Source organism: Streptomyces sp. NPDC097981 (assembly GCF_040302565.1).
Lineage (GTDB): Bacteria > Actinomycetota > Actinomycetes > Streptomycetales > Streptomycetaceae > Streptomyces.
The window spans coordinates 1-17,500 of sequence record NZ_JBEORW010000037.1 but is presented as its reverse complement, the minus strand read 5'-3'; the positions used below and the strand labels follow the sequence as shown (position 1 = coordinate 17,500).

At 72.8% G+C, this 17,500-nt stretch carries 14 protein-coding genes; 9 read left to right on the top strand and 5 right to left on the bottom strand.

Annotation, left to right across the window (positions count from 1 at the left end; all coding sequences use genetic code 11):
- Window positions 1–111: 111 nt before the first annotated feature.
- Window positions 112–864 carry a GAP family protein gene (locus ABTY04_RS29460; protein WP_352216446.1) on the top strand — a complete coding sequence of 251 codons (753 nt, stop codon included), beginning with the start codon at window positions 112–114 and terminating at the stop codon, window positions 862–864.
- An 87-nt stretch (window positions 865–951) separates the two neighbouring features.
- Here ABTY04_RS29460 and ABTY04_RS29455 read toward each other — a convergent pair whose 3' ends face one another.
- Window positions 952–2,286, bottom strand: a complete 1,335-nt coding sequence (locus ABTY04_RS29455; RefSeq protein WP_352216445.1) for a diacylglycerol/lipid kinase family protein — start codon at window positions 2,284–2,286, stop codon at window positions 952–954.
- Window positions 2,287–2,434: 148 nt separating this feature from the next.
- Between ABTY04_RS29455 and ABTY04_RS29450 the strand changes: the two genes are divergently transcribed.
- The 7 genes from ABTY04_RS29450 to ABTY04_RS29420 all read left to right on the top strand — a co-directional run bounded on the left by ABTY04_RS29450 (window position 2,435) and on the right by ABTY04_RS29420 (window position 8,466).
- Window positions 2,435–2,632 carry a DUF8691 family protein gene (locus ABTY04_RS29450; protein WP_352216444.1) on the top strand — a complete coding sequence of 66 codons (198 nt, stop codon included), beginning with the start codon at window positions 2,435–2,437 and terminating at the stop codon, window positions 2,630–2,632.
- 127 nt (window positions 2,633–2,759) lie between these two features.
- Window positions 2,760–3,173 carry an SHOCT domain-containing protein gene (locus ABTY04_RS29445; RefSeq protein ID WP_352216443.1) on the top strand — a complete coding sequence of 138 codons (414 nt, stop codon included), beginning with the start codon at window positions 2,760–2,762 and terminating at the stop codon, window positions 3,171–3,173.
- A gap of 86 nt (window positions 3,174–3,259) precedes the next feature.
- A complete protein-coding gene (locus ABTY04_RS29440) occupies window positions 3,260–4,093 on the top strand; it encodes a class II glutamine amidotransferase (RefSeq protein WP_352216442.1) in 834 nt (277 codons plus the stop codon).
- 81 nt (window positions 4,094–4,174) lie between these two features.
- Window positions 4,175–6,880 carry a winged helix-turn-helix domain-containing protein gene (locus ABTY04_RS29435; protein WP_352216501.1) on the top strand — a complete coding sequence of 902 codons (2,706 nt, stop codon included), beginning with the start codon at window positions 4,175–4,177 and terminating at the stop codon, window positions 6,878–6,880.
- 154 nt (window positions 6,881–7,034) lie between these two features.
- The gene (locus ABTY04_RS29430) at window positions 7,035–7,235 is read left to right on the top strand and encodes a DUF8691 family protein (protein ID WP_352216441.1); all 201 of its coding nucleotides are present in this window, start codon (window positions 7,035–7,037) and stop codon (window positions 7,233–7,235) included.
- A gap of 132 nt (window positions 7,236–7,367) precedes the next feature.
- Complete coding sequence (locus ABTY04_RS29425; protein ID WP_352216440.1) at window positions 7,368–8,015, top strand: HdeD family acid-resistance protein; 648 nt, start codon at window positions 7,368–7,370, stop codon at window positions 8,013–8,015.
- 22 nt (window positions 8,016–8,037) lie between these two features.
- Window positions 8,038–8,466, top strand: coding sequence for a DUF7144 family membrane protein (locus tag ABTY04_RS29420; protein WP_352216439.1), 429 nt, complete (start codon window positions 8,038–8,040; stop codon window positions 8,464–8,466).
- 42 nt (window positions 8,467–8,508) lie between these two features.
- Here ABTY04_RS29420 and ABTY04_RS29415 read toward each other — a convergent pair whose 3' ends face one another.
- From ABTY04_RS29415 to ABTY04_RS29400, 4 genes are read right to left on the bottom strand one after another with little or no spacing between them, the layout of a single operon-like run.
- On the bottom strand, window positions 8,509–9,744 hold the full coding sequence (locus tag ABTY04_RS29415) for a TIGR02679 family protein (protein ID WP_352216438.1): 1,236 nt from the start codon (window positions 9,742–9,744) through the stop codon (window positions 8,509–8,511).
- On the bottom strand, window positions 9,741–13,901 hold the full coding sequence (locus tag ABTY04_RS29410; protein ID WP_352216437.1) for a TIGR02680 family protein: 4,161 nt from the start codon (window positions 13,899–13,901) through the stop codon (window positions 9,741–9,743). Before ABTY04_RS29410 ends, ABTY04_RS29415 begins: the two co-directional genes overlap by 4 nt.
- Window positions 13,898–15,145, bottom strand: a complete 1,248-nt coding sequence (locus tag ABTY04_RS29405; RefSeq protein ID WP_352216436.1) for a TIGR02678 family protein — start codon at window positions 15,143–15,145, stop codon at window positions 13,898–13,900. The genes ABTY04_RS29410 and ABTY04_RS29405 overlap by 4 nt, the downstream gene beginning before the upstream one ends.
- Complete coding sequence (locus ABTY04_RS29400; protein WP_352216435.1) at window positions 15,142–16,713, bottom strand: TIGR02677 family protein; 1,572 nt, start codon at window positions 16,711–16,713, stop codon at window positions 15,142–15,144. The genes ABTY04_RS29405 and ABTY04_RS29400 overlap by 4 nt, the downstream gene beginning before the upstream one ends.
- Before the next feature lie 110 nt (window positions 16,714–16,823).
- Here ABTY04_RS29400 and ABTY04_RS29395 point away from each other — a divergent pair, with 110 nt between their 5' ends.
- Window positions 16,824–17,483, top strand: a complete 660-nt coding sequence (locus ABTY04_RS29395; protein WP_502996744.1) for a BREX system ATP-binding domain-containing protein — start codon at window positions 16,824–16,826, stop codon at window positions 17,481–17,483.
- The last annotated feature ends 17 nt before the right edge of the window (window positions 17,484–17,500 follow it).

Sequence of the window (17,500 nt, the reverse complement as noted above, 5' to 3'; positions counted from 1 at the left end):
AGGACACACTCCCTAACTAAGGCAAGGCTACGCTAACCATGACGTAACGCCCACCGCTGCCGCCGGAGCGCCCCGCTGGCGGGGCGTTCTCCCGTGCGTAGGGTGGTGGTCATGGTCGTCGACCTCTTGCTCATCGCACTGGCCATCACCGTCGACCCGTTCCCCATCATGGCGTTCCTGCTGGCTGTGATGGCCCCCAAAGGGGTGTGGAGGGGACTGGTCTTCATCCTGGCCTGGCTGGCCTGCCTGGTCGCGGTGATCGCGGTGGTCCTGCTGGTGACGGGGGGCGAGCCACCCGCTCCGCGCTCCCCGCCGGGGGTGGCACAGCTGGCCGCCAAACTGGTCGCCGGCCTCGCGCTGGTGGGCTACGGCCTGCACCGGCGCCGCCGGCTGCGGGCGGGTACCTCCGGCGGCGGCACGGCGGCGGCCGACACCCCGACGGCCGACACGGAGCCGGCCGCCGGCGCCGCGGCAGCCGGGGTGGCGGCCGGTACGGTGCCCGCGCCCGACGAGAGCGGCTCCACGGTCGACAAGGAACTGGGGCGCAGCCCGATCTGGAGTGCGGGAGCGCTGGCCGTGCTGTCGCAGCCCTGGGGGATGGTGGCGGCGGCCGCCACCACCGTGATGGAGGCGGACGCCTCGCAGCCCACGACGTATTTCGCCCTGTTCGGCTTCTGCCTCCTCGCCACGGCCAGCCTGATCGCCGCCGAGCTGTACCTCGTGTTCTCGCCGCAGGCCGCCCAGGCCAGGCTGCTGCAGTTGCGCAACTGGATGAAGGGCCACAAGGAACAGGCGATCGTGACCATCTGCCTGGTGCTCGGCATCTGGCTGACGGGGAAGAGCCTCTTCCAGCTGACCTCCTGACCGGGACCGGGCCGCCTCGAAGGGCCCGAAGCGGACCGGGAGAGATCGTCCTCGTGGTGATGGGCATCCTCGGCCTCGTCACCCACGTCACGAAGCACCCGGCGCGGCCCGTCGCGGCCCGGGGTCGGGCGTGCCGTGCAGCGCCGTCCGCACCAGCCGGCGGACCTGGTACCAGTCCATCGGGTGCCTGGCGGGCGGCGTACCGGGACGGCCGCGCGGCAGCACCACCCGCAGGGCGCCCGGTTCGATCCTGCAGCGGACCGGCGCCGGCAGGCTGAGGGCCTCGCCGTCCACCCCCACGTCGACGTACGGAGCGTCGGAGTCCACGACGGCCTCGCGGGCCGTCACCGAGGTCAGGCCCTTGGCCCGCCGGCCGCGCAGCAGTCCTGCGGCCTGCGCGGCGTTGTCCACGTTCACGCCCAGCACCCCGAGCCTGCCGGTGTCCAGCCGGTCGCGCCGCCCCAGCCCGGCCGGGTCCCCGAACTGGTAGGGGTTGTTGCTCACGAGCACGGCCTGGGGCGCCTCGACGACCGTCCCCTCCGCCCGTACGGTGAGCTGCTGACCCTGGTCGCGGGCCAGCAGTTCGGGCAGTACGCGCAGGATCGTCCCGGCTTTGTCGTCCCGGTACATCGGGCTCTGCACCACGGAGGCGTACACCCCGAACGAGGCGTTGTTGACGAACACGCGGTCGCCGATGAAGCCGAGATCCACGCGCACCTCGACACCGTCGGTCAGCGCTTCCAGGCAGGTCGAGGGGTCGTCCCGGTCGAGGCCCAGATCCATGGCGAAGTGGTTGCGGGTTCCGGCGGAGATCACCACGAACGGCACCCCGCGCTCGGCCGCCACCTCGGCGACCGCCGCCTGGGTACCGTCGCCGCCCGCCACCCCGACCAGGTCGGCGCCTTCGTCGATGGCCCGGCGCGCCAGCGCGGCCACGTCCTGCACCCGGTCCGGGTCCAGCAGCACGACCTCGGCGCCGAGGGCCTCGGCGCGCTCGCGCAGGCGGAATTCCTCGACCTTGCCCCCGCCGGAGCGCGGATTCATGATCAGGAACGGCCGTTCGGGCCGGGCGGCCGGGCGTTCCGCCGGTCCGCCGCGGCTCGGCGGGCTCGCGAGCGCAGTCCGGGCGGCGGCTCCGGCGGCGATCCACAGAGCCAGCGAGAGGAGGAGGACCCACACCAGGCCCGCCCGCAGGTAGACCGTGAGGGCGCCGCCGGCGGCGCACACCGCCAGCATCAGCGCCAGCCCCCTGGCCAGGCCCCTGTGCGCCAGCACCCACCACCCGCAGGCCGCGATCACGGCCAGCGCGACCACCCCCACCAGTACGACGAGCACACTGCGAAGCCCGGCGGATCCGATCACGACAGCCGGAGCCGCGACACCGCAGATCAGCGCAGCCCAGGCCCACCAGCGCCTTTCCACACCGCCACCTCCGAACGGGGGCTCGGCCCCCGACCATTGCACGTGCCGGACGGAGCGGCCTGCATCACCCGGGCCGGGTGACGCTTTTGCCCCCGTACGCGACAGGATGTGAGTACACCCATTCGCCGGGGCGGGGAGGTGGTCCTCCATGCGTTATGAATTCCGCGTCGACGGGCACGTGTCCGAGCCCGTCGCCAAGGCTTTCCCCGAACTGCAGAACGTGCGCGCGGCCCGCCAGACGCTCTTCTTCGGCTCCGTGACGGACGAGACCCAACTCGTCGGACTGCTCGGGCGGTTCCGTGATTTCGGCCTGCAGGTTGACGAAATGCGGCAGCTCCCCGACTGACGGGGCACGCCCGGCTCCCGCCGCACCCCCGACGGGAGCCGCTCACCCCCGGAGGGTGATGCGGGGAGATCGTTTCCACCCGCATGGTCGGACGTGCAAGACAAGACGAACGAAGGAGGAGGCGGTGATGGACGGTTACGTCAACCTGGCCTACGACTATCCCGTGTTGGGTGCTTTCTGGACCGTCATGTGGATCTTCCTGTGGATCCTGTGGTTCATGTTGCTGTTCCGCATCATCGGCGACATCTTCCGCGACGACACGCTCTCCGGCTGGGGCAAGACCGGGTGGCTCATCTTCGTGGTCTTCCTGCCCTTCCTGGGGGTCTTCGTGTACATCCTCGCCCGCGGCAAGGACATGGGCCGCCGCGAGATGCAAAGGGCCCAGCATCACCAGGAGGAGATGGACGCCTACATCCGGCAGACCGCCAGCACGTCGGCGCCGAGCACCGCGGACCAGCTCGCGAAGCTCTCCGAGATCCGCACCAGGGGCGACATCACCGAGGCCGAGTACCAGAAGGCCAAGGAGAAAATCCTCCACTGACCTCCCCGGCGCCGGGCCGCGCGACGACCGCGGCCCGGCTGCCGCCCGCCGAAGGGCCTCGTGACCAGCGGAAGGGGTGATCGGCCATGTGCCGGTGGCTCGCCTATTCGGGAACTCCCTTGCTCCTCGACACCATCCTGTACAAGCCCGCGCACTCGCTGATCGACCAGAGCCTGCACTCGCGCCTGGGGGTCGAGACGACCAACGGAGACGGGTTCGGCATCGGCTGGTACACGCAGGAGGACGAAGTCGAGACCCCTGCGATCGTGCGCGACGTCGGCCCCGCGTGGAACAACCGCAATCTCCGGGAGATCGCCGAGCACGTGAGATCCCCCCTGCTCTTCGCGCACATACGGGCCTCGACGGGCACGGCCGTACAGCAGACGAACTGCCATCCCTTCCGGCACGGCCGCTGGATGTGGATGCACAACGGCTCCATCGCTGGCTTCCACGGCATGCGCAGGGAGCTCGCCCTGGCCGTGGACCCCACCCTGTTCCTGGACCTGGAGGGCACCACGGACTCCGAGATGATGTTCTTCCTCGCCCTCACCTTCGGCATGGACGAGGACCCTCCGGCCGCGGTGGCGCGGATGGCCGGGCTGGTGGAGCGCACCGGGCGGGCCCACGGCATCGACGCCCCCCTGCAGATGACCGTCGCCACGACCGACGGCAAAGCCGTGTGGGCGTTCCGATATGCCAGTGCGGGCACCGCCCGCTCGCTGTTCTTCAGCACCAAGGTGGAAGCGCTCCAGAAGCTGCATCCCGACGTGCCGCTCCTCCAGGAGCTGTCCGACGACACCCGTCTGATCGTGTCCGAGCCGCTGGGCGACCTGACCGGAGCCTGGAACGAGGTGCCCGAGCACAGCTGGGGCATGGTGCGCGAGGGAGCGCACGAGTTGCACGCCTTCACCCCGGTCTAGGCATCGCGGCGCGCGCGTACGGGGGGAGGCTGGGACCATGGTGGGCGAGAGGCCCCATCCGTGGCCGGACCGACAAGGGCGATGAGCGCGGTGGCGACTGACGACCACAGCGGGGGACCGACGATCGGGCGCCACGGCGCCGGCCGGGACCCGTTCATGCGCACCCGGTTCGCCGTACCGGCGCGGCCGCCGACCTTCATGCGGCGCGAGCGCCTGGTCGGAAAGCTCGACGAGGGCGTCCAGAGGCCGCTGACCATGGTCAGCGGGGCGGCCGGTGCGGGCAAGACCCTGCTGGTCGCCGACTGGGCCCTCGGCCTGGACCAGCCGGTGGCGTGGCTCACCGTCGACGCCGCCGACCAGGCTCCCGGCGTCTTCTGGTCGTACGTACTGGAAGCCGTACGGGTGAGCGGGGTACGGATTTCGCAGGAGATCGACCGCCCCGCCGACGCGAGCCGGGTGGACGACCGCCTGCTCGCCTGGCTCGCCGCGGACCTCGGGGACCGGAGCCGGCCCGCGATCGTCGTACTCGACGAGTACGAGCGGCTGGCCGGCGCTGCGCAGATCGCGGACCAGCTGCAGTTCCTGCTGCACCATGCAGGGCAGGCGCTGCGGCTGGTCCTCGTCACGCGCACCGAACCGCTGCTGCCGCTGCACCGGTACCGGCTGGACGGGAGCATGACGGAGATCCGGGGGGCGGAGCTGGCGTTCACCCCCGAGGAGGCGACCACGCTGCTCGGCCTCCACGGGCTGCAGGTGTCCGACGGCGCCGCGCAGGCACTGGTCGAGCGCACCCAGGGGTGGGCCGCCGGCCTGCGGCTCGGTGCGCTCGCCGCCCAGCAGAGCGGTGATCCCGACACCTACCTCAAGGAATTCGAGGCCGGGGAGAGCACCATCGCGGACTTCCTGCTGGCCGAGGTGCTGAAGAAGCAGCCGGACGCCACCCAGGACCTCCTCCTGCGGGTGAGCACCGTCAACCCCTTCACCCCCGCGTTGGCCAACGCACTGACGGGCCGCACGGATGCCGAGCAGATCCTGGCCGGGCTGCAGCGCGACAACGCGTTCGTCGAACCGCTCGGGCACGGGTGCTACCGCCTCCATCCGCTGTTCGCGGAGATCCTGCGGTCCCATCTGCGCCTGCGTTCACCGGGGCTGGACATCGAGATGCACCGCCGGGCCTCCCGGTGGCTGAGCCGGTACGGATCCCTCGCCGAGACACTCGCCCACGGTGCTGCCGCGGGTGACTGGGACTTCACCGCCGGCGCCCTCGTGGACGAGCTGGCGATCGGCGAACTGTTCACGGGCCTGGAGTCCAACGACCTGGCCGAGCTGTTCTCCCGCATGGCGCCGGAGACCGCGAGCCCGGCGGCGGAACTCGTCTTCGCGGCGAGCGGACTGCTGGACCACGACCTGGAGCGCGGCCTGAGGCATCTGCGGCAGGCCGAGGAGGCGCTGGAAGCCGACCCCGCCGACCCCGCCGACATGGCGGCCGCACAGCTCAGCTGCGCCCTGCTGGAGACCCTCGCGGCCCGGCTGACCGGATCCCCGGGCAGGGCCGAGAAGGCCGCCGAAGCCGCCGAGGAGCTCCGGCCGTGCATTCCCGACGAGCTCCTGAGCAGGCATCCCGAGGTGACCGCGCTCCTGCAGACCCACCTGGGGTCGAGCCGGCTGTGGGCCGGCCGCTTCGAGGACGCGCGCCTGGCCCTGTCGGCGGCGGCCGCGAGCCCGGGCGGGGTGTCCACCGCGCTGCCCCGGCAGGAGTCGCTGGGCCACCTCGCGCTGATCGAGTACCTCAACGGCTGGACCGGCCGGGCGCAGCGCCACGCACGGGCGGCGATGTCGGAGGCGGAACGGTTCAGCGTCCCGCACTCCTCCGGGTCCAGCCTCGGGCTGCTGGTGCTCGCCGCCATCGCCGTCGACCGCAACGAGCTGCGCGAGGCCAAGGCTCACCTCGACCGGGCGACCAGTACGTCGAACGGGGCCGGAGATCCGGTGGTCGCGGCGGGAAGGGCCATCATCGGGTCCCGTCTGCTGCTGGCGTGCGGCAAGCCGCAGGCCGCCCTGACCGCCACCGCGACGCCCGTCCCCGCGGCGGTGGCCTCGCCGTGGGCGCAGGAGCACGCCGCCCTCGTCTCCTCGGCCGCCTACCTGGCCGAGGGCGATACGAAGGCGGCGCTCGACGTGGTCGCACGGGCGGCGGAGCACGGGTCCGCCTCCGCCGTGGCGGCCGCGCAGGCCCAGCTCGCCGCGGGACACCACGCCGAGGCGCTGATCCTGCTGGACGGCGTCCCCGTACACGGCGGGCTCGGACCCGCGGTGACCGTACGGGCGACCCTGGCCCGCGCCCAGGCCGCCGATCAGGCGGGGGACGCCGCGCGGGCCCGGCGGCTCGTGGCCCAGGCGCTGCTCGACGCGCGCCGCGACCGGCTGCGCCGCCCGTTCCTGGAGATCCGGCCGTGGATCCGGTCCTTCCTGGGATCCGATCCCGTCCGGGGCCTGGCCGACGGCTGGCTCCTCCAGGGCCAAGGCCAGGGCCAGGGGCAGGGGCCGCAGGCCGAGCCCGGCCCCGACCGGGAGCCGCCCCGGACGGTCATGGTCGAGCAGTTGAGCAGCCGGGAGCGGGAGGTGCTGCAGCGGTTGGCCCAGGTGATGTCGACCGAGGAGATCGCCGCGGACCTGTACCTGTCGGTCAACACCGTGAAGACGCACCTCAAGAGCATCTACCGGAAGCTCGGCGTGAACCGGCGCAGCGATGCGGTGCGCCGCGCGCGCGAGCTGCGGCAGCTGTGACGCGGGCGGGCGCCCCTGCCGGCGCGGACGCCCTCGCCCGCGCCGGGTGATGCGCCCGCCGGACACGTCCGCTGTCCTGGGTTGTGGCGGAACCAGCACGCCCGGCGGATCCCGCCCGTTCGTACCCGGGGCCACCGGCCGGGGAGGGAGACCCATGCACTACGAGATCCGCATCGCCGGGCACCACGTACCGACGGAGCTCACCAGGGCCTTTCCCGAGCTGGAACACGTGGCGATGTCCGGGCAGACGGTCCTGTTCGGGCCGATCATCGACGACGCCCACCTGTACGGGCTGCTGGCCCGCTGCCAGTCGCTCGGGCTCCGGGTTGTCGAAATGCGCCGGCTCGCGGGGTGACGGCGGCTCGGGCGGTGAAGGCCGCTGGACCACCCGCAACGGGTGAGGCACAGACCCCTTGCGCACCGGACCCTTGGAGCCAAGGGGGGTATCGCAACGGCCCACACGCGCCGTGCGACGCGAGGAGGAGTCATGACAGCACCAGACGCCGGACCGCAACTTCCCGGTGAGCCCGCCTCCGGCGGGGCGCCGGCACGGTCGACGGGCGACCCCGTCGACAAGCTGTCGGTCCTGGGAGCCTCCTGGGGCTGGGCCCTGGGCTCGGCGCTCGTGACCCTGGCAACGGGCATCATCGTGCTGGTCTGGCCGGACGAGACCCTGCACGTCCTGGCCGTCGTCATCGGGCTGTACCTGCTCGTCGCAGGAGGGTTCCGCTTCGTGGCGGCCTTCTCCCGCAGGGAGCACGGCGAGCGGTTCCTGAACCTGCTGGCGGCGGTCGCTTTTGTCCTGGCCGGCATCCTGTGCCTGCGCAACCCCCTGCAGACCATCACCTGGCTCGGCCTGATCGTGGGCCTGGTCTGGCTCGTCTCCGGACTGCTGACCGCCTTCTCGGCGATCGCAGACAAGGGGCTGCCGCACCGGGGCGCAATCTTCTGCGCCGGGGCCCTCGGCGTCGTCGCGGGCATCGTCGTCCTGTGCCTGCCGACGGAATCCGTCGTCGTACTGACCCGGCTGCTCGGCCTGTGGCTCATCCTGCTCGGCGTGGCGGAACTCGTCATCGCGTTCGCGATCCGCTCCGCTCTCCACGGCCACCACGACACCGGGCCCCGGCTCGGGTGACGAACGGAAACGAGGCGGAGCGATGACCTCGACCCACCCGGACACGGCACCCGGAGAAGCCAGGAAGCAACGCTGGGCCGCCGGCCTGACGTCCTTCGCGGCCGCCATGCTGACGGTCGTCGGGCTCCTCGCCTTCTTCCGCGGCATCATGGCCGTCGCCGGCGACGACGTCTTCCTCACCACCCGTTCCTACATGTTCAGGTTCGACCTGACGGGGTGGGGCTGGATCCACCTCGTGCTGGGAGCGATCGCCGTCCTCGTGAGCATCGGGCTGTTCAGGGCGGACCGGTGGGCGCGCGTCTGCGGCATCGTGGTCGCCGGCCTCGTGATCATCGCCGACTTCCTCTCGCTGCCGTACCACCCGCTGTGGTCCCTCGTGGCGATCGCCCTCTCGGCGGCCGTCCTCTGGGCCCTGTGCGTACTGAACCCCGAGTACACCCCGCCCCCCTGACCGGCTCCGACGGCCGGGAACCCGGACATGCCGTGACCGTTTTCATCCCTCAAGGTCCGTCAGCAGCACGTCGAGAACTGCCTCCTCCTCCACACGCAGCGCGTGCTCGGCAAGGGCGAGCGCCAGGTCCGGATCCCATGGCGACGGTGCCGGCTTCCCGCCCAGCGGGCGCAGATCGGGTCCGGCAGCTGCCACCGCCGCACGGTAGTCGTCGGCCGTGTAGCGCCATGGCCGCCAGGGCACGTGCCCCGACAGCGTCGTGGCGATGCGTAGACCGCCCCAGTCGAAGTCGCCGTGGTAGCGGAAAGCGGCACCGAGCTCGTGCAGCCGGGCGAGGAGGGTCAGGGCGGCAGCCGACGGCTGGCCCTGGACGCAGACCAGCGGTCGGGCATCCGGTCCGTGGATGTCCGCCGCGGCCGAAAGGACCGCAGGATTCTCACAGACGTGGACCACGGGCGGTGCCGTCCGCGGGGGACGATGGGCGAGCTGTCGGAGGGTGAGTACGCACGGGTCACCCACGTCGGCCATCCAGTCCAGGGCCGGAGTCCCGCGGAGGTTGAGAGTGAGCACCGTCGAGGAGACGTCGTCCCGGAGCAGGCCGGCGGAAGCCCACGCGGCCCGGCGCCAGGCCGCTCCTGCTCCATCGGGGTGGCCGGTCAGAGCGCGGGCGCCGGAGAGGGCGAGGGTGGCCACCGGCGTGCCGTCGTCGAGTGCGTGGGCACTTCCCAGGATGTCCGCGGCGAACACCGACAGCGACCGTGCCGGTTCGACAGGCAGTTCCCGCAGTACGCGGACGGCCTGCTCAAGCAGCAGACGGGCGGCGGCAGGCGTGCGGGCGAGACGGCGCACGAGGCCGTCGTCACGGACACGAACGGCCCAAGCGGCGTGATGCGGAAGGTCTTCGGCCAGCAGGGTGAGATGTGCATACGCCTCCCTCCAGTCCTGGTCCTCGCTCTCGCGGACCTCTTCGAGAGGGACGACCGGCCCGGTGAGCGTCGTCACGGCCGCCGTCAGGCCCTCGGGGCTGATGCCTGATCTGACCAGTACGGCGTCCACGGCGTCGAGCCGGACCGTCAGCGCCCTGCCGGCACCCGGTGCCCGGCCCAGCAGTCTCTCGGCCGCTGCCCGCTCGGCCGGGGTCGGCGTTGTCAGCGAGACCGCTCCGGTGAGCGGCTGCCCGCGCTCCAGCCGTCGGCGTACCCGCTCCACCAGCCAGGCCAGGTCGGCGCCGCCGAGGAGCCGGCGCAGGCGCGCTTCGTCCACCGGCGGACCGCTCACGCCCACAGGGGCTCCGGGTCCGCCGGACGCACCGGGTCCTCGCGGCGCGTGCGGGCCGTGCCGTCCCACTCCCAGCGGGTGACCAGAACGGCATCCACCTCGTCGACGCGGGCGAGCTGGGCGATGGCGATGCCGGGCACTTGCGGATAGCAGGCCCACTCCCGCTCGCTGGTCATGACCACATCCAGGTCGAAAGCGTGCAGGAGTCCGAGACACTTGGCACGCGAGTCGTCGTCCACACCCGCGAACGCCTCGTCCAGGGTCACCAGGCGCGGCGCGTACGGGCTGCCCGCGCTCGCGTAGTGCGAGGAAGCGGCGGCGAACAAGGGGACGGACACCGCCAGGACGCGTTCACCCCCGGAAGCGGGGCCCGTGGCGGGTACCCAGCGGCCGTGCTGCTGCCGCTCGACGGCGAACTCGTGCCAGGACCGGTGGTCGAGGGCGGCGGTGAGGTGCTCCAGCCAGCTGCCGGCCGCGTCCTCGGTCTGCTGGCGGGCGATCTGCGTCTGCAGGAACTCACCGACCGCGGCCCGGTCCTCCTGGGTCCAGGCGTCGGCGGTCTGGAGCAGGCGGCCACGGGCCTGGGCAAGGCCGGCAGGGGCCTTGCGGGAAGGCCGCCACACCAGGCGCAGCCTCATGCCGGTGGAGGTGGGGCGTTCCTCCAGCTCGGCGTTCATGGCCAGCACCTGCCGTTCGGCGGCTGCGATCAACTCCTGCAGGGTGCCGGCCACCTCGGTGATGAGGTGGGTTTCGAGGATCTCACGCTCGTGCGCGGAGAGGATGCGGGTGAGTTCGCCGACCTCGACCGCAAGTGCCTCGGCGAGTTCGGGTACGGCTCGCTCACGGCCATGGTAGACGATGTCGACGATCATCCCGTCCTCGACCATGCGGGCCGAGGCGGTGTGGCCGTGCCGCGACAGTGCGTCCTGGAGGGTCTTCAGCTCTTCGCTCAGACGCCGCTGTACACGTTCCCAGGCGCCGTCCGAGTCGTCCGTCGCCGACAGCTCCGATTCGAGGGCACGGGCCAGGGCGATGGCCCGGGTGGCCGCCCACGGGCCGTCGTCCGCGGCCGGTACGGCGAGATCGGGAAGTGCGACGGCGATCAGCCCGGTGGCAGTGAAGCGCTGGAGCGCGACAATGGCCTCGGAGCGCGCGGCGGCGGCTTCGGTGACGGCTTTCTCCAGTTGTTCGATGCGGCCCTCGGCCCGGCTGGCCCGCCGGTCCGCCTCCGTGTGCCGGTCCTGGGAGCGCCGCTGGTCGGCCGCGCAGCCGCGCAGGGCCTCTGCGGTCTCCGCGAGCAGCCGTTCCAGCTCTGCCACGGCGGCGCCGACGGTCGAGCGCAGCGTGGCCAGCCGCTCGTCCGCGGCTGCCGCCTCACGGGCGGCCTCCTCGGCGCGTACGGCGAGTTCGGCCGTCCGCTCCCCTGCCCGGCCCACCTCTTCGCGTTCATCGTCCGCCTGCCGGGACGCCTCGCTCCGCTCACGGAGTGCGGGCCAGAGTCCGGCCAGGACGACGTCGAGTTCGGCGAGGGCCTGCCGTACGGCGGCCAGCGCCGGCCGGTCCGGGGGCAGCCCCAGATCGGCTGCGGTCTCTTGGAGTTCGGCGGTTGCCGACTCGGCCCGCTCGGCTGCGGCCGCCACCTCGGCGGCCCGCTCGTCGCACCGGGTCCGGGCCCGGCGCACGGTGTCGGCGGCAGCCGCGGCGCCGGCGTGCGCCCGGATCAGGGGCGCGTCGTCAGGTACCGCGGCCAGCTCGGTGTCGAGCGTACGACGACGGGTCGCCAGAGCCTGCGCCTGCGCGGCGGCGGCGGCCGACTCCTGTCGGAGGAGGGAGAGTTCAGCCCGCAGGGCGGCGATCCGGGCCCGCCGCGCGGCTTCCCGGGCGCCCTCTCCGATGTACTCGGCGGCTGGTTTGGCCCAACGGCCGGTGAGGACGCCGACGCGGTGGCGTCCGTCCCTCGCGACCCAGGTGCCGTCGGCGGGCCCGGTGCCCCCCGGGCCGACGCCCGGAGCACCGCCGGCCGGTGCCGTGTCCCCAGAAGCCTCGCCGAGGCCGATCGACTCCAGCAGCCGGGCCACCGCCTCCACACCCACCTGTGCGGCCTGCGCGTCGCCGTGGTCCACGGCCGGGCGCAGTACGCCGGCGAGCGACGCCCCTTCGACCGGTCCGGTGTTCGGGGCGAGGAGTACGTCGTGACCGTCTGCGGCGAGGGCCGCGCCGTCGGGGCGCACCCACGCGTCCAGCAGCCCGGACGCCTCCAGGGCGGCCTCCAGCCCGGCGCGGTCGTGGTCCGTGACCTCGTCCCGGAAGTCGATCAGCCGCCACAGAGGGGCACCGGGCGCCTGATCCCGCAGGCCGGGGGTCCGAGTGTACGGGGCCTGTGGCCCGCGCCGGCCGCCGGACTCCAGCCCTGCGAGTTCCTGTCCGGCATCGCGGGTACGGGCGGCCAGGCCGGCCCGGCGTTGCGTTGATTCCGCCGCCTGGTCGGCGAGTACCGCTGCCGTGGCGCTGTGTGCGTCCGAGGCATGGCGGCGTGCCGGGTAGGGGCCGTCCTGGTGCCGGGTCCACTCCTGGAGTTCGTCCAGCAGTCCGGCCGGGTCGGCGTACGCCAGCTCCTCGCACCGGCGGGCGTGCTCGCGTACGGCATCGACCAGGGCCCGTCCCGCGGCCTGCGCCGTGTCCTCGGCCGTGTCCAGCGCCCCGGCGGCGTGCGCCAGCTCGGTCTCCGTCTCGTCGAGCCGGAGTACGGCGGCCCGGCGCTCGGCCACCGCCGCCTCGGCCTTGCCGGCGAGCTCCTCCACGTGCGTGAGGGTGCGGTGCCTGCGGTCGGTCGCTCCGGCCACCGCGGCTCGCAGGTCGGCAACCGCCTGCCCCTCGTCTCCGGGAAGGTCCAGCCGGGCTGCCGCAGCCGTCTCCCGGGCCCGGAGCAGCGTGTCTCCCGACAGCTCCCGGGCGGCCCGGAGCCGGTTCTCCGCGGCACTGAGGCGGCCGAGCGCCTTGGTGTGCTGAATCGCGGCCTCGTCCCGGTCGTCGCGGGCGCGGACACAGCCGTTCTCCGACCGGTCCAACGCCTGGGCGGCCCGCTCCAGTTCGCGGGCACTGCGCATCTCCGGGCCCTCGCGCAGGGCTGCGTCGGCTGCCTCCAGCCTCGCCCGGGTCTCGGTGAGTGCGGCGACCCGCTCCTCCGCGGCCGCCCGCTCCTCCTCCGCCCCGGTCTTCTCGGCCTGCGCCTCGGCGAGGTCGCGCAGCAGCTGCTCGTACTTCGCGTGTTCGCTGCGCGGGAGGCGGGCGCGACGGCGGGAGGCTGCGCGGGCGTAGCGCCGGTAGTGGTCGAGGAACGCGGAGGCCGCGCGTTCGGCGGCCCCGGCTGCCCGCAGCTCCTCCTTCTCCTCGTCCAGGGAGCGGAAGGCCTCGGCCACATCCGCGATGACGGCCTGGTCCATCGGCGGAAGGGCCTCGGTGAGGGCGCGGGAGAGGGCGGCCTCATTGGGACGCTTGGACAGCTGGGGCTGGCGCAGCTGGATGAGCAGGTCCACGAGGGCGGCGTAGCGCTGCTCCCCGAGGCCGAACAGCGCCTCGTCGACGGCCCGGCGATAAGCCTTGGCCTGGTCGTAGACCATCCCCTGTCCGGCGACCGCCTCGATGAGGCGGTCCCGGGACAGGACGGTTCCGGTGGGGTCGAGCAGGCTCAGTGCCCCGTCCGCGCGTACGCCGGCCGGTCCGTGGTCGATCCGCTGCCCGGTCACCGCCCACCAGTGCCGGGCGATGCCGCGCCCGCTGACGGCCTTGAGCCCGCACAGGAGCGTACGGAACTGCTCCTCGCCGCTCACCTCATCGCGGCGGCCGAACTCCACCCAGGTGTAGCCGAGGCGTTCGGAGTGCGGGTGCTCGCCGCCGAGCAGCAGATTCCACTCCATCCGCTTGCCGGCGTCCCCGTCGGGTTCCACTCGGCGCGCGCTGAGGTCCCCGTCGAGAAGGAAGGGCAGGGTCAGGGCCAGCACCTTGGACTTGCCGGTGCCGTTGTTCCCCCGGAGCAGCAGTCGGCCGTCTCGGAAGTGGAACTCCTCCACGTCGTAGTGGAAGAGGTCGACGAGGCCGATCCGCAGGGGCTGCCAGCGGGGGCGCGCAGGGGCGGGGGGTGCGGGACGGGGGGTCAAGGCCGGTACGCCTTTCGCTGCGCGGGCACCTGCGCGGTGCCGGCTGTACGGGGTTCGAGTACGACGGTCTCGCCGACCGCGTAGCGGGCGAGCGCCGGGCGCGGCACGACCCCGTCAGGAGTACGGGCGACCAGGCCGAGAGCGGCCAGCCGGGCGACGGCCTGCTCGACCAAGTCACCCTCGGCCCCCGGCTCACGTGCTGATTTGGACCAGAATCCGCCGTGCTCGACTGCCAGTTCCGCAACTCGGTGCTCAAGGTCGGCCGTGGGGACGACCGGGCCTCCGGCCGCCGTGAGGTACTCGGCGAGCAGGAGGGTGACGTGGCCGCGGGTCCCTGATTCCGGCATGCGGACGTCGGTGAGGTCGTCCTCGGGGTCGGTCATCGCGATGCCCTCGGCCCGCACTTCGGCGACCAGCCCGGTCAGTTCGTTGATTCGGGCGGTGAGGAAGCCGCGCTGGCGTGTGAGGTAGCCGAGCTCGGCGTCGGTCAGCTCGTTGTAGTAGAGGACGGGGTCGTCGAGCAGCCGCCGGGTCAGCGAGCGGCGCATGGCGCGGAAGCGCAGTTCGTCGCTGTCGAGGGCCGTTTCCGTGGCGAGCTCGGCAAGCCGGGCCTCCGGCGTCTCGGCCCGGATGGTGGAGGGTCCGCGGCGGGTGGCGAGCAGACCTGCGAGTACCCGCCGTTCGACGTCGTACAGGACGTCGCCGGCCCCATTGACGTACGCGTCCTCGTCGCCGGCGACGCGCCGCAGGACTCCGAGGTGGAGCAGGAGCCGTACGACGGCGGCCAGGTCGAACCGCTCGTCACGGCGGTCCAGCGTGAACTGGATGCCCGCCGCGGCCAGGTGGGGGTCCTTGGCGTCCAGCACGATCCGGTCGGCGAGGCGGCCGAGCGCGATCTGCGCCTCGCCGCGTTCGAGGGCGGCCAGGGCGAGGCAGAGCAGGACGTAGCGACGGCGGCTGAAGGGGGCGGCGCTACGGGTGACCTCGCGTGCAGGGTGCGTGGCGTCGGCCGGCACACCGGGGATCTTGCCCAGCCGGGCGGTCTCGGCGTCGACCTGGAGGGACCAGCCGGTGTTGCGGTCGAACCACTCGCGCAGCTCGGAGGCGTGCCGCCGAACGAGGCGGAACTCATCGGCATACGCACCGTGCGCGAGCAGCAGGGGCTGCTTCAGCAGGGCACGGGCGGCCTTGCGCCGCTCGGCGGCGTGCTGCCCGTCCAGTACTTCGGCGAGCGGGGTGGTCATGGCGGTCCGCTCCTTCCTGTTCCTTCGGTGAGGTCGACGATCTCGATGCTGTGGTCCGGGCCGCGGAAGATCCCGTCCGGAGTGCGCACCTCGGCCGTGGACCCGTCGGACGGGGCCGTGAGCCGGATCTCCATGGAGCCGTCGCCGCTGGTGGCCACGGTCTGCGTCATACCTGGCCGCCAGGTGGCCAGGGCGTCGCCGAGGAGCTGGAGGAAGAGCCGGAAGCCGAGGGGGTCGAGTTCGCCGAGCCCGGACAGCCTGGTGATGCCGTGGGTGACGAGCCGGGCCCGGGCGGCGGCCGTCTCCGCGGCCTGCTTGGCGGCCGTCTCGGCGAGCAGTCGGCGCGCCTCCTGCCGGTCTTCGACCCTGCGGGTCTTGCCGCGCCGCTCGTAGCTGCCCGTGCGGCGCAGCTGCGGGCTGATCCGCAGCGGCTCGGCATCGGCCCACGCAGTGCCCGCAGGCTCTGGTCGGGCGTGGCGGGCGGCCAGCGTCTCGGCGTCCACGGTGAGGTGCCGGGCCGGGTACAGCCCGAAGGCGGTGCGCCACAGCCGGTGCCGTGCGTCGTCGTCGGGCGCTTCGGCGAACCAGCGCGCAAGCGTGCGGAAGTCGGCGGAGCGGTCCGAACGCCCGGCCCGGCGCTCGTTCAGCGACCGTACGACGGCGAGCAGCTGTGGGATCGCGCCGAGCGCCCGGCCGCGCAGCAGCCGGGCCTGCGACTCCCGGCCGTCCCGGCTGAGGAACCAGGCCGCGAGGCCCGCCCACCGGCCGGCCCACCGCTCGTACGCGGCCTGCCCCGCGTACGCCGCCTCCTGCGGGGTGGCGTCCGCCGCCTCACGGGCTGCGGCAGCCCGCAGGAGGGCGTCGATGCTCCCGCCCTGCTCCAACTCCAGGATCAACCGGGCGATGCGCCCGCCGAGGGTGATCAGGTCCTGGATGAATCGCTCCAGGTACTGGATGAGCTGATCCTTGTAGGCGAGGAAGACCTCCTCCCCCACGTCGTGGAGGTCGATGGTTCGCTGGAGGGATCCCATGAAGGCCCGCGCGTTGTCGGCGAGCGCGGCGAAACGGCTCGCGAGCCCGTCCAGCGCCAGATGCGTCTTGGCCGGATCAGGCTCCTCCTCGGCTGCGAGCACGAGCAGGGCCCGCAGCTGGGTGACGATGTCGTGCAGCGCCACGGCCTGGAGCGCGCCGCGCCGCCCGAGGGCCTCGTCGTAGACGCCCAGGGCTTCCTCGGCGGCTTCTCCGGCCCGGGTGAGCTGGTAGATGAACCGCTTGCGGTAGAAGTCCTCGACGGCGGTGACCCGCCCGGTGTCCGGGTCTGCCCGCAGATTCCCCCACCCCACCAGGCTGTCGAGCGCCTTGACCACGGCATCGAGCTCCGTCGGCCGGACCCCGGAGGCCAGCCCCGCGTACACGTCCTCGGGCCGCAGGTGCACGGCGAACCGCTCTTTGGCGACGAGGAAGGCCCACATCACCGCCCGGTAGAGCAGCACGTTCGGAGCGGTGAGATGCGCGAAGGGCCCGTACCCGTCGAGCGGGCCCTCCGCCTGCGGAGAAATCATGTCCATTGCCCGCCATCCTCCCGGAATGCTGCCCGTGATCGGCAGGGACGAAAGCACTTGGCTGATTCGCACCGATCCTGACCGCACCGACACCCCGCACCGAGCGCCTCAAAGCGATGAATGGGCATACCCAAGCAGCGCACCTCTCTCGGACCGCCATCGACGCGCTGCGTCGCGGCGCCGTACCCGCGATAGCGGGCTGGATCTTCGAGTCCGCGCTCGACGCGGACTCGACGCGGTCACCTACGGCGCCTCGGCGTTCAAGGCTGTCCGGGGCGAGTACGGGTCTCGGCGAGCCTGCCGAACCCGTGGATGCCTGGTTCCACGCGCTGGAAGAGGACGCGCTGACCGCCGGGGCGAGCGAGGACGAGCTCAGCAGTGAGGTGGAGCGCCTACTCGCCGCCCGGCTCAGCAAGATGTCCCGGCACGCCCCGTCGTTCCCTACGGCACTGCGCGGGTACCGGTCCGCGCTCGCCGAAGGCGACGAGACGACTGCACCGGCCGTACCCGCCTGGCTCGGCGGCCAGCCCCACGTGGCCTCGGCAGCCCGTCGGTCCGCCGGCGTCCGCGGGGACCTGGACCATTTCGGGGCCCTGGGCCTCCTGAAGGGCCTGCTGACCTCCTGCGGGACTCGGCACGCCGGGGGCTGTTCGTCGCCTGGAAACAGTCGAACAGCTGACGAAGGTCAGGAAACCACGGGTCAGACACCCCATGTCGTTCGGTGTCAAGCGGCATGGGGTTGGGCGTGGTGGGACCAGGCGGTCGCTTCGTCGTAGCGGGTGCGGGTTTTGAG

Bases quoted from the DNA above. Each gene is read 5' to 3' on its own strand.
- ABTY04_RS29460 (WP_352216446.1), top strand. From the start codon at position 112: ATGGTCGTCGACCTCTTGCTCATCGCACTGGCCATCACCGTCGACCCG.
- ABTY04_RS29450 (WP_352216444.1), top strand. From the start codon at position 2,435: ATGCGTTATGAATTCCGCGTCGACGGGCACGTGTCCGAGCCCGTCGCC.
- ABTY04_RS29445 (WP_352216443.1), top strand. From the start codon at position 2,760: ATGGACGGTTACGTCAACCTGGCCTACGACTATCCCGTGTTGGGTGCT.
- ABTY04_RS29440 (WP_352216442.1), top strand. From the start codon at position 3,260: ATGTGCCGGTGGCTCGCCTATTCGGGAACTCCCTTGCTCCTCGACACC.
- ABTY04_RS29435 (WP_352216501.1), top strand. From the start codon at position 4,175: ATGAGCGCGGTGGCGACTGACGACCACAGCGGGGGACCGACGATCGGG.
- ABTY04_RS29430 (WP_352216441.1), top strand. From the start codon at position 7,035: ATGCACTACGAGATCCGCATCGCCGGGCACCACGTACCGACGGAGCTC.
- ABTY04_RS29425 (WP_352216440.1), top strand. From the start codon at position 7,368: ATGACAGCACCAGACGCCGGACCGCAACTTCCCGGTGAGCCCGCCTCC.
- ABTY04_RS29420 (WP_352216439.1), top strand. From the start codon at position 8,038: ATGACCTCGACCCACCCGGACACGGCACCCGGAGAAGCCAGGAAGCAA.
- ABTY04_RS29405 (WP_352216436.1), bottom strand. From the start codon at position 15,145: ATGACCACCCCGCTCGCCGAAGTACTGGACGGGCAGCACGCCGCCGAG.
- ABTY04_RS29400 (WP_352216435.1), bottom strand. From the start codon at position 16,713: ATGGACATGATTTCTCCGCAGGCGGAGGGCCCGCTCGACGGGTACGGG.
- ABTY04_RS29395 (WP_502996744.1), top strand. From the start codon at position 16,824: ATGAATGGGCATACCCAAGCAGCGCACCTCTCTCGGACCGCCATCGAC.